Source organism: Klebsiella sp. RIT-PI-d, from assembly GCF_001187865.1.
Lineage (GTDB): Bacteria > Pseudomonadota > Gammaproteobacteria > Enterobacterales > Enterobacteriaceae > Superficieibacter.
Genome location: NZ_LGIT01000007.1, coordinates 81,605 through 92,076, shown reverse-complemented (window position 1 = coordinate 92,076; position 10,472 = coordinate 81,605). Strand labels below are relative to the sequence as shown.

Genomic DNA, 10,472 nt, shown 5'->3' with positions numbered 1-10,472 from the left:
ATTTGCCTGGCGGCACTAGCGCGGCGGTCCCACCTGACCCCATGCCGAACTCAGAAGTGAAACGCCGTAGCGCCGATGGTAGTGTGGGGTCTCCCCATGCGAGAGTAGGGAACTGCCAGGCATCAAACAAGTGAAAAGCCCATCCTTACGGATGGGCTTTTTGCGTTTTTGTATTTATCACCATTTTATACCGCCCCGCAGTTTGTACACCTCAGCCGTACTGATTTTGCAGGCCCGGAACGCGTACGACTGCCGGGCAGAGCCATGCTGAGAAACGCTATTCCTGTATTCGCGCCATCCATTGCTGAATAAACGATACGATCTCTTCAGTGTCATTTAAATTTAGCGTCGGTACTTCGCAAGCTATGGGAACATCGCTGGCAACAGCAATGACATACTCATCCAGGAGTAATTCGCTAATATCGTGCCCCGCTCCGCTTCTGAAGAGCAAAATTTTTGCCACATTCTCGTGCTTAAAACCTTCAATAAGAACCAGATCCAGCGCTGAGTGGTCCATACGACTAACCAGATAATCAAGATCCAGCGGTTTCGCTTCCGGCGTTTCAGTCATCAATGCCCAACGATGCTGACTGGCCACCATCGTTTGTGCAGCACCTGCTTTACGCAATTCATAACTGTCCTTACCGGGTTTATCAACATCCATCTGATGATGCGTATGCTTAATCAATCCGGGTCTGATACCACATGCGCATAAGGCAGGAATGAGATTTTTAAGCAGTGTTGTTTTACCTGTACCGCTCCATGCAGCAATAGCTAATAACGGCGTCATCCTCTTTCCTGCCATCGCTCAAGCTCCTCAGGTGTATTCACATTTAAAAAAGCCGCCCGCCGATCGCTAAAATCGACGGAATGCCCACCGTTCTGGCGCAAAAAAACCATCACGCGTCGCTCTCCTGCCTGAAGATAGCTCTCTAAGAAAGGGATCAGACAGCGATGCAGAAGCACTATTGTTGGATGATCGCGCTCACCATCGCTAACCCACACCGCCGGTGCTTCGTTTAGCCTATCTTTAAAACGTGACAGCAGATCGGCAGGAATATAGGGAGTATCGCAGGAGCAAAACAAAAACCAGTCGCCGGCTGACTGTTGCATAACGGAGAGCATACCAGCAAGAGGGCCCTGGAAATCGGCCAGTGAATCCTGAATGACGATAAGTCCACTGGCACGGTAAGTATCGATATTGCGATTGGCACTGATAACCACGCTATTTGTCTGAGAAGAAAGGCAGTCAGCCACCCATCTCCACAGGGGACGCCCATTCAGCTGAATAAGTCCCTTATCCTGTCCCCCCATTCGTGTCGATCGTCCTCCTGCCAGCACAACACCTGTTACTGCACTACTCTCATCCACTAATATCGCCTCTTTTATTGTGGGTTTGACCCTGCTAACGTATCTACACTAAAAATAAGGAGCCGAGATATGAAGTGTAAACGTCTTAATGAAGTGATTGAACTACTTCAACCTGCATGGCAAAACGAACCAGAACTAAATCTGGTTCAATTTTTACAGAAGCTGGCCGCTGAGTCAGGCTATGAAGGCGATTTTGCCGACCTTTCTGACGATATTCTGATCTATCACCTGAAAATGCGCGACTCATCGAAAGACGCTGTCATTCCCGGTATTCAAAAAGATTATGAAGAGGACTTTAAAACTGCGCTCCTGCGCGCCCGTGGCGTAATTAAAGAGTAAAACCTTGTAAGCGGAGCCTCCGAAAGCGTTTTGAAATGATATCCTGAATCATTCGTATATTTTCGGATAACAGGATGAACGATAAGGCTTTCACATTCCAGACACTACACCCGGATACCATCATGGATGCGCTCTTCGAGCAGGGCATTCGGGTGGATTCCGGTCTCACAGCGCTTAACAGCTATGAAAACCGTGTCTATCAATTTCAGGATGAAGATCGCCGCCGGTTTGTGGTCAAATTTTATCGCCCTGAACGCTGGTCGGCTGCGCAAATTGAGGAAGAGCATCAATTTGCGCTTGAGCTTGAGCATGACGACGTGCCCGTTGCCGCCCCTCTGCAGTTCAACGGCAAAACTCTTCTGACCCATCAGGGCTTTTTCTATGCGGTATTCCCGAGCATGGGAGGCCGCCAGTTTGAAGCAGATAATCTGGATCAAATGGAATGGGTCGGACGCTATCTGGGGCGTCTACATCAAACAGGACGTAAAAAGCCTTTCACGTTCCGTCCTGCGATAGGTGTCCAGGAATACCTGATTGAACCACGAAGGATCCTGGAAAGTTGCACGCTAATTCCTGCCCGGCAAAAAGAGGCCTTTTTGCAGACTACCGATGCGTTGATCGAAGCTGTTAATGGCCAGTGGCACACTCGATTCCCGGCTTTACGTCTGCACGGTGATTGTCATGCCGGTAATATCCTCTGGCGTGATGGCCCGCTATTTGTTGATTTGGATGATGCGCGCAGTGGCCCGGCTATCCAGGATCTCTGGATGCTGCTCAATGGAGACAAAGCCGAGCAGCGTATGCAGCTGGAAACTATTATTGAAGCCTATGAAGAGTTCAGTGAGTTTAACGTCAACGAAATAGGACTTATTGAGCCTCTACGTGCAATGAGGCTGGTTTATTATCTGGCATGGCTAATCCGCCGCTGGGACGACCCCGCTTTTCCGGCTAACTTCCCCTGGCTTGCAGAGGAAGATTACTGGTATAAACAAAAACAAATCTTCACAGAGCAAATTCGGGTTTTACAACAACCCCCTCTACAATTAACACCAATGTATTAATGAATATATTCAGGAGAGAGTTAACAATGAAAAAAATTTGGCTGGCACTGGCAGGCATGATTCTGGCATTTAGCGCGTCCGCCGCACAGATCACCGACGGTAAGGAATACATCACGCTTGATCAACCGGTCGCCGGTGAGCCTCAGGTACTGGAGTTTTTCTCATTCTACTGCCCGCACTGCTACGAATTTGAAGAAGTGCTGCATGTTTCTGATAGCGTCAAAAAGAAACTGCCAGAAGGCACTAAGATGACAAAGTACCATGTCGAGTTTCTTGGCCCGTTGGGTAAAGAAATGACCCAGGCCTGGGCAGTTGCTGTCGCGCTGGGCGTGGAAGATAAAATCACTGCACCAATGTTTAACGCCGTACAAAAGACGCAAACAGTACAATCCGTTGCTGATATCCGTAAAGTGTTCGTGGATGCGGGTGTGAAAGGCGAAGAATACGATGCAGCCTGGAACAGTTTTGTGGTGAAATCCCTGGTTGCTCAGCAGGAAAAAGCGGCTGCCGATCTGCAACTTCGCGGTGTTCCTGCGATGTATGTAAACGGGAAATATCAGCTGAATCCGCAGGGCATGGATACCAGCAATATGGATATGTTTATCCAGCAATATGCCGATGCAGTAAAACAACTGGTCGAAAAAAAGTAATCTCATTTTGAACGTAAAAAAGCCTGAGCGAATACCTCAGGCTTTTTTGTGTCTGTAATAGAATCTGCAGGAATAATTACCTTAAGTACGCTAACGCTGCCTGTTTTGCCCGGCCCGAGAAAATATTAAAAATGTGATATCAGGACACCTGGATGTTATAAAAAAGAGCACTTATATCCACATCGGTTAAATTACCAGCGTTGATCCTGAAATAGCCAGCGATCGTAAATAATTATATGAATATAAAGAAAATTATGCGTATTCACCTTATGCATCTTTCCCATTTTATGCGTGCGTAAAATTCTATGCACAAAGTTATCCACAGAAGCCCTCTGCGATCGATCTTCAGGATCGTGAATTCTTTTCGATCAATGTGAGGGAAAAATTCAAGTTTTTAGCCTGTCTGTGGCATCCTTTAACCATAAATTGATAAACAGGCATGGAAATTATGGTTCAGATCTCAGAAAACCCACTTATCCTGGTTGATGGTTCCTCTTACCTCTATCGGGCCTATCATGCGTTTCCTCCTCTGACCAACAGCGCCGGGGAACCGACGGGCGCCATGTACGGCGTGCTCAATATGTTGCGCAGTCTGATTATGCAATATCAGCCTACCCACGCCGTGGTCGTCTTTGATGCTAAAGGTAAAACCTTTCGCGATGAGTTATTTGAGCACTATAAGTCCCATCGTCCACCGATGCCTGACGATCTGCGTGCGCAGATCGAGCCGTTACATGCCATGGTAAAAGCGATGGGTCTGCCATTAATGGCGGTATCCGGTGTCGAAGCCGATGACGTTATTGGTACACTCGCACGTGAAGCTGACAAAGCAGGGCGGGCGGTGCTGATCAGTACCGGTGATAAAGACATGGCGCAGTTAGTGACGCCTAATATCACCCTCATTAACACCATGACCAATACTATTCTCGGGCCGGAAGAAGTTGAGAGTAAATATGGCGTGCCGCCAGAGCTTATCATCGACTTCCTGGCCCTGATGGGTGACTCATCAGATAACATTCCTGGCGTGCCGGGGGTGGGTGAGAAAACTGCCCAGGCCCTGTTGCAGGGGCTGGGAGGGCTTGATGCACTGTATGCCGAGCCGGAAAAAATTGCTGGCCTGTCTTTCCGTGGTGCGAAAACCATGGCGGCAAAGCTTGAGCAGAATAAAGAGGTCGCCTACCTCTCTTATCAGCTGGCAACCATCAAAACGGATGTTGAACTGGAATTAACGTGTGAACAGCTGCACGTACAGCAACCCGCGGTTGAAGAACTGCTGGAACTGTTTCAGAAATACGAATTTAAGCGCTGGTTTAGCGATCTCGAGGCCGGAAAATGGTTACAGGCGAGAGGGGCAAAGCCCGCAGCAAAAGCGCAAGATGCGCAGGTTGCAGAAGCGGAAGTTATCCCCTCCGTTGCCACACTGTCAGCCGAGCGCTACGTCACTATTCTTGATGAAGAAACGCTGGCAAACTGGATCGCGATACTGAAGGACACGCCCGTATTTGCTTTTGATACCGAAACTGACAGCCTGGATAATATCAGTGCTAACCTGGTGGGGATCTCTTTTGCAACGGAACCTGGCGTGGCGGCATATATTCCGGTCGCACATGACTACCTTGACGCGCCAGAACAGCTTTCGCGTGAGCGGGTACTCGAATTACTTAAGCCGCTACTTGAAGATGAGAATGCCCTTAAGATCGGACAAAATCTGAAGTTTGACCGTGGGATCCTGCAAAACTACGGCATTGAACTGCGCGGCATCGCTTTTGACACCATGCTGGAATCTTACACGCTCAATAGCGTAGTAGGACGTCATGATATGGACTCTCTGTCCGATCGCTGGTTAAAGCATAAAACCGTCTCTTTCGAAGAAATTGCCGGCAAGGGTAAGAATCAACTGACGTTTAATCAGATTGCACTTGAAGAAGCGGGGCACTATGCGGCAGAAGATGCCGATGTAACCCTGCAACTGCACCTGAAGATGTGGCCGGAACTGCAAAAAGAAACCGGGCCACTTAATATCTTCCAGAACATTGAGATGCCGCTGGTGCCGGTTATCTCCCGTATCGAACGCAACGGCGTAAAAATCGATCCTGCGGTACTGCATAAGCATTCCGGTGAAATCGCCCTGCGTCTGAACGAGCTGGAACAGAAAGCACACGATATTGCTGGCGAACCGTTTAATCTCTCATCGACTAAACAGCTGCAAACAATTCTGTTCGAAAAACAGGGAATAAAACCGCTGAAGAAGACGCCGGGTGGCGCGCCTTCAACGTCTGAAGAGGTGCTGGAAGAACTGGCGCTGGATTATCCGCTGCCAAAAGTGATCCTTGAGTATCGCGGTCTGGCGAAGCTTAAATCGACCTATACCGATAAGCTGCCGCTGATGATTAACCCGAAAACCGGCCGCGTTCATACATCCTATCATCAGGCGGTTACTGCTACCGGACGGCTCTCATCCACCGATCCGAACCTGCAAAACATTCCGGTACGTAACGACGAAGGGCGTCGCATTCGTCAGGCTTTTATTGCGCCGAAAGATTATGTCATTGTCTCTGCCGACTACTCGCAGATTGAACTTCGTATTATGGCGCATCTGTCGCGCGACAAAGGGCTGTTAACGGCATTTGCCGAAGGTAAAGACATCCACCGTGCTACCGCTGCAGAGGTGTTTGGACTGCCGCTGGAGAGCGTATCAAATGAACAGCGCCGCAGTGCAAAAGCGATTAACTTTGGTCTGATTTATGGCATGAGTGCATTCGGCCTGTCACGCCAGCTGAATATACCGCGCAAAGAATCGCAGAAGTATATGGATCTCTACTTTGAACGCTATCCTGGCGTACTGGAGTATATGGAGCGGACGCGTGCTCAGGCAAAAGACAAAGGCTATGTTGAAACGCTGGATGGCCGTCGGCTTTATCTGCCAGACATTAAATCCAGCAACGCAGCGCGTCGGGCAGGGGCGGAACGTGCGGCCATCAATGCGCCGATGCAGGGAACTGCGGCAGATATTATCAAGCGGGCAATGATTGCAGTCGATGCATGGCTCGAAACAGAAAAACCGCGGGTGCAGATGATCATGCAGGTGCACGATGAACTGGTATTCGAAGTGCATAAAGATGACGTTGCAGCGGTGTCGAAAAAGATCCATGAGCTGATGGAAAACTGTACGCAACTTGACGTTCCGCTGCTGGTGGAAGTAGATAGCGGCGAAAACTGGGATCAGGCTCACTAATAGAGGCGCGAAGTACGGGTTTTCTCGTAAGTAAGCAACATAACTTATCTCTTTTTGTGATTAGCATTAGAATTTGGTATGTAAAAAGTGAAAAAAAACTACAAAAAGTGCTTCGCAGGTCGGTAAAAAAAGAGTAGAGTTATTCGCGTAGGGTACAGAGGTAAGATGTTCTATCTTTCAGACCTTTTACTTCACGTAATCGGATTTGGCTGAATATTTTAGCCGCCCCGGTCAGTAATGGCCGGGGCGTTTTTTATTGCGCAAAAGAAAAGCGCGGGCCGTGCCGCGCCTGCTTTATTCCGCGTTTTCTTCTGTTTGCGCTTCAGTTACCGGCGGCAAATCGCTATACCAGCCATCCAGCTTCTGACGCAGTTTATCCACGCCGATTTTTTTGAGCGATGAGAACGCTTCAACCTGCACGTCACCGTTAAACGCGAGTACCGCTTCCCGCACCATATTAATCTGCGCTTTACGCGCGCCGCTGGCCAGCTTGTCAGCTTTGGTTAACAGCACCAGTACCTGAATATTGCTTTCAACCGCCCACAGGATCATTTGCTGGTCGAGATCTTTAAGCGGATGGCGAATATCCATCAGGATCACGATACCCTGCAAACACTGGCGTTTTTCAAGATATTCACCCAGCGCACGCTGCCATTTGATTTTCATCTCTTCAGGCACCTGCGCATAGCCGTAGCCTGGAAGGTCAACCAGGCGTTTACCGTCGGCGAACTCAAAAAGATTGATAAGTTGTGTACGCCCCGGCGTTTTGGACGTTCTCGCGAGGTTCTTTTGGTTAGTCAGCGTATTCAGAGCACTCGATTTGCCCGCATTAGAGCGGCCAGCGAAAGCCACTTCTATGCCGGTATCGCTGGGAAGATGGCGAATATCCGGTGCACTGGTGACAAAGTGCGTTTGTTGATAATTAAAACTTGTCAAAATGGCCGTCTCCGTTAATTCAGGCATTGGCGGCGATTATACCTGAACGATGAAAAAAGACTGTTTTTTCGACTCGCTTCATGCTGTAAGCCGATGTCATACGGTTTGTGAGATATTGACCATAATCATTATGGGAAATCAGCGTATTTTTTTCTAAAATAAATTTTTTTATCCTTATAAATCATTTGGTTAGTTTTTAAGTTTTTTCTGATTACCCTTTCTCCCGTCTCGCTGTATCTTGTATGCCCATCACAGTACGATAAAGTGTGACTCACAGGCGAGGAAGCCCAAAGGACCAGTGACTCAGGATGAGGGTCAGGAGCGCCAGGAGGCGAAGACGCAGGATGGTCAGGAAGACAGACGTCAGGAGACGTTTTACACGGAAAGGGAACTGCAACAAGGAGTGTTCCAGCTAAGGGAAAAACAGGGTTAGTTGTAAGCAAACATGGAATGTGGTGCCCCTTGAGGGTGTGAGTCAGGAAAAAAGGCGACAGAGTAATCTGTCGCCTTTTTTCTTTGCTTACTTTCTGATAGATTCCGCCTCAATTCTATACTAAAGAAAACGGCTCAAAGATCTCACATTATGAAAAAACCAGCATCGGCACCGCGTGACAAAGTTCGCCGTAAAACACGCCAGGAATTAAATGATGAAGCACGCGCGCTCAAGCGTAAAAAAAAGCACCGTGGTCACACAGCCGGTAGTCGTGCGAGCGGTAGTGAAAGTGCATCCGGTGGTAAGGGCCAGAAACAGCAAAAAGATCCGCGTATTGGCAGTAAAACCCCTATTCCACTGGGCGTGAATCAGGCCCCGGTGACTAAACAGCAAAAACCAAAGAGCGAGAAACCTATGCTTTCACCGCAGGATGAGCTGGATATGCTGGAGAACGATGAGCGCCTGGATGCGTTGCTGGAGCGTCTGGAGGAAGGCGAAGCCCTGACTGCTGAAGAGCAATCCTGGGTTGATGCCAAACTGGATCGCATTGATGAACTGATGCAGAAACTGGGCCTTTCTTACGATGATGAAGAAGACGAAGAAGGCGAGGAAGAAAAGCAGGAAGATATGATGCGCCTGCTGAAAGGCGGAAACTAACGTTTGCACCAGGCCGGCCTGCCCGTCCTGCTTCTACTCCTTCCGGTCATATGTTATCTGGGGTGGTTATTCGTTAAACTACAGCGGTTGTCGCGGCGTCAATCAAGGCTGCGCAACCGGCTGATCGCGAAAAACGGTGCCCGTCCGGTCTACCGTACCCGCCGTCGGCATCATCGGAAGGAGTGAGCATGTCTGAGCAGTTAATCGACTGGGATCTGGCCCTGATCCAAAAATATAACTATTCCGGGCCGCGTTATACCTCTTATCCTACCGCGCTGGAGTTTTCAGAAGACTTTGGCGAGGCACAATTTTTAAGTGCCGTTGCACGCTATCCTGAGCGTCCTTTGTCGCTCTATATTCACATTCCCTTTTGCCATAAGCTCTGCTACTTCTGTGGCTGCAATAAAATTGTGACCCGCCAGCAGCATAAAGCCGATCAATACCTTGATGCGCTGGAGCAGGAGATTATTCACCGTGCTCCGCTGTTTACGGGTCGCCATGTCAGCCAGTTGCACTGGGGCGGTGGAACGCCAACCTACCTGAATAAAACGCAAATCAGCCGTCTGATGACGCTTCTGCGCGCAAATTTTACCTTTGATGACGATGCAGAAATCTCGATCGAAATCGATCCGCGTGAAATTGAGCTGGATGTGCTCGATCATTTACGTGGCGAAGGCTTTAATCGTCTGAGTATGGGCGTTCAGGACTTTAATAAAGAGGTTCAGCGGCTGGTTAATCGCGAGCAGGATGAAGAGTTTATCTTTGCGCTGCTGCATCATGCGCGTGATATCGGCTTTACCTCTACCAACATCGACTTAATTTACGGCCTGCCTAAGCAAACGCCGGAAAGTTTTGCCTTTACGCTTAAACGCGTGGCAGAGCTGGCCCCTGACCGACTTAGCGTATTTAACTATGCGCACCTGCCAACCCTGTTTGCCGCACAGCGCAAAATCAAAGATGCCGATCTGCCTTCTGCGCAGCAGAAACTGGATATCTTGCAGGAAACCATCTCTTCACTGACCGATAACGGCTATCAGTTTATTGGCATGGATCACTTCGCCCGCCCGGATAACGAACTGGCCGTTGCGCAGCGTGAGGGTATTTTGCACCGTAACTTTCAGGGATATACCACGCAGGGCGATACCGATCTGTTAGGTATGGGCGTATCTGCCATTAGTATGATCGGTGATTGCTATGCGCAAAACCAGAAAGAGCTGAAGCACTATTATCAGCAGGTTGATGAGCAGGGGGATGCACTGTGGCGCGGTATTGCACTAACGCGTGATGATTGTATTCGCCGTGATGTCATCAAAGCGCTGATCTGCAATTTCCGCCTGGATATGCAGGCCGTTGAAGCCCAATGGGATCTGGTGTTCGCCGACTACTTTGCTGATGATCTTAAACTGCTTGCGCCACTGGCCAAAGACGGGCTGGTGGACATCAATGAGCAGACGATTCAGGTAACGGGTAAAGGCCGTCTGCTGATCCGTAATATCTGCATGTGCTTTGATGCTTACCTGCGGCAGAAAGCGCGAATGCAGCAGTTTTCACGGGTGATTTAATCCGGTCGCAACGCATAAAACAAAACGCCTTCCTCAAAAAGAAGAGGAAGGCGTTCGGTATATTAACTTAAGAAATTCACCAGCACCGCGCAAAGCACGGCTGCCATTGCCGTCTGAGGCGTATGGCTCTCAGTTGCGCCGCTGGATAACAAATTAATCAGAGATTCGAACATGGTGGCCTCCCGAATTGGCGGGCACGATCATACCTGAGTCGCCGGAACAGTAAAG

Annotated in this window: 10 protein-coding genes and 1 rRNA gene; 7 read left to right on the top strand and 4 right to left on the bottom strand. The window is 49.1% G+C overall.

Annotated elements, in window-relative coordinates; genetic code table 11:
• Positions 1–5 precede the first annotated feature (5 nt).
• Positions 6–121: ribosomal RNA gene (gene rrf / locus AC791_RS06275) — 5S ribosomal RNA — on the top strand.
• A 156-nt stretch (positions 122–277) separates the two neighbouring features.
• Here the strand turns inward: rrf and mobB are convergent.
• Together mobB and mobA are read right to left on the bottom strand one after the other, a co-directional pair.
• Positions 278–790: a molybdopterin-guanine dinucleotide biosynthesis protein MobB gene (gene mobB / locus AC791_RS06270; protein WP_049839644.1), complete on the bottom strand. Its 513-nt coding sequence runs from the start codon at positions 788–790 to the stop codon at positions 278–280.
• Entirely contained in the window at positions 787–1,377 is a 591-nt protein-coding gene (gene mobA / locus AC791_RS06265; protein WP_049839643.1) for a molybdenum cofactor guanylyltransferase MobA, read from the bottom strand. The genes mobB and mobA overlap by 4 nt, the downstream gene beginning before the upstream one ends.
• A gap of 63 nt (positions 1,378–1,440) precedes the next feature.
• Here mobA and AC791_RS06260 point away from each other — a divergent pair, with 63 nt between their 5' ends.
• The 4 genes from AC791_RS06260 (at position 1,441) to polA (ending at position 6,656) form a co-directional block, all read left to right on the top strand.
• A complete protein-coding gene (locus tag AC791_RS06260) occupies positions 1,441–1,710 on the top strand; it encodes a YihD family protein (protein ID WP_049839642.1) in 270 nt (89 codons plus the stop codon).
• A gap of 74 nt (positions 1,711–1,784) precedes the next feature.
• A complete protein-coding gene (locus tag AC791_RS06255) occupies positions 1,785–2,771 on the top strand; it encodes a serine/threonine protein kinase (protein ID WP_049839641.1) in 987 nt (328 codons plus the stop codon).
• A 26-nt stretch (positions 2,772–2,797) separates the two neighbouring features.
• Positions 2,798–3,421, top strand: a complete 624-nt coding sequence (dsbA, locus tag AC791_RS06250; RefSeq protein ID WP_049839640.1) for a thiol:disulfide interchange protein DsbA — start codon at positions 2,798–2,800, stop codon at positions 3,419–3,421.
• A 448-nt stretch (positions 3,422–3,869) separates the two neighbouring features.
• Positions 3,870–6,656, top strand: coding sequence for a DNA polymerase I (polA, locus tag AC791_RS06245; RefSeq protein WP_049839639.1), 2,787 nt, complete (start codon positions 3,870–3,872; stop codon positions 6,654–6,656).
• Between the two features lie 294 nt (positions 6,657–6,950).
• On the opposite strand, the gene yihA is transcribed toward polA, so the two are convergent.
• A complete protein-coding gene (yihA, locus tag AC791_RS06240; RefSeq protein ID WP_148677772.1) occupies positions 6,951–7,592 on the bottom strand; it encodes a ribosome biogenesis GTP-binding protein YihA/YsxC in 642 nt (213 codons plus the stop codon).
• A gap of 583 nt (positions 7,593–8,175) precedes the next feature.
• Between yihA and yihI the strand changes: the two genes are divergently transcribed.
• Both yihI and hemN read left to right on the top strand, forming a co-directional pair.
• The gene (gene yihI, locus AC791_RS06230) at positions 8,176–8,682 is read left to right on the top strand and encodes a Der GTPase-activating protein YihI (RefSeq protein ID WP_049839636.1); all 507 of its coding nucleotides are present in this window, start codon (positions 8,176–8,178) and stop codon (positions 8,680–8,682) included.
• Between the two features lie 188 nt (positions 8,683–8,870).
• On the top strand, positions 8,871–10,244 hold the full coding sequence (gene hemN, locus AC791_RS06225) for an oxygen-independent coproporphyrinogen III oxidase (RefSeq protein ID WP_049839635.1): 1,374 nt from the start codon (positions 8,871–8,873) through the stop codon (positions 10,242–10,244).
• A gap of 62 nt (positions 10,245–10,306) precedes the next feature.
• Here hemN and AC791_RS20335 read toward each other — a convergent pair whose 3' ends face one another.
• Positions 10,307–10,417, bottom strand: coding sequence for a YshB family small membrane protein (locus AC791_RS20335; RefSeq protein ID WP_148677771.1), 111 nt, complete (start codon positions 10,415–10,417; stop codon positions 10,307–10,309).
• Positions 10,418–10,472: the final 55 nt, after the last annotated feature.

Excerpts from the sequence above, each read along its gene's own strand:
- mobB (WP_049839644.1), bottom strand. The coding sequence starts at position 790 with ATGACGCCGTTATTAGCTATTGCTGCATGGAGCGGTACAGGTAAAACA.
- AC791_RS06260 (WP_049839642.1), top strand. The coding sequence starts at position 1,441 with ATGAAGTGTAAACGTCTTAATGAAGTGATTGAACTACTTCAACCTGCA.
- AC791_RS06255 (WP_049839641.1), top strand. The coding sequence starts at position 1,785 with ATGAACGATAAGGCTTTCACATTCCAGACACTACACCCGGATACCATC.
- dsbA (WP_049839640.1), top strand. The coding sequence starts at position 2,798 with ATGAAAAAAATTTGGCTGGCACTGGCAGGCATGATTCTGGCATTTAGC.
- polA (WP_049839639.1), top strand. The coding sequence starts at position 3,870 with ATGGTTCAGATCTCAGAAAACCCACTTATCCTGGTTGATGGTTCCTCT.
- yihI (WP_049839636.1), top strand. The coding sequence starts at position 8,176 with ATGAAAAAACCAGCATCGGCACCGCGTGACAAAGTTCGCCGTAAAACA.
- hemN (WP_049839635.1), top strand. The coding sequence starts at position 8,871 with ATGTCTGAGCAGTTAATCGACTGGGATCTGGCCCTGATCCAAAAATAT.
- AC791_RS20335 (WP_148677771.1), bottom strand. The coding sequence starts at position 10,417 with ATGTTCGAATCTCTGATTAATTTGTTATCCAGCGGCGCAACTGAGAGC.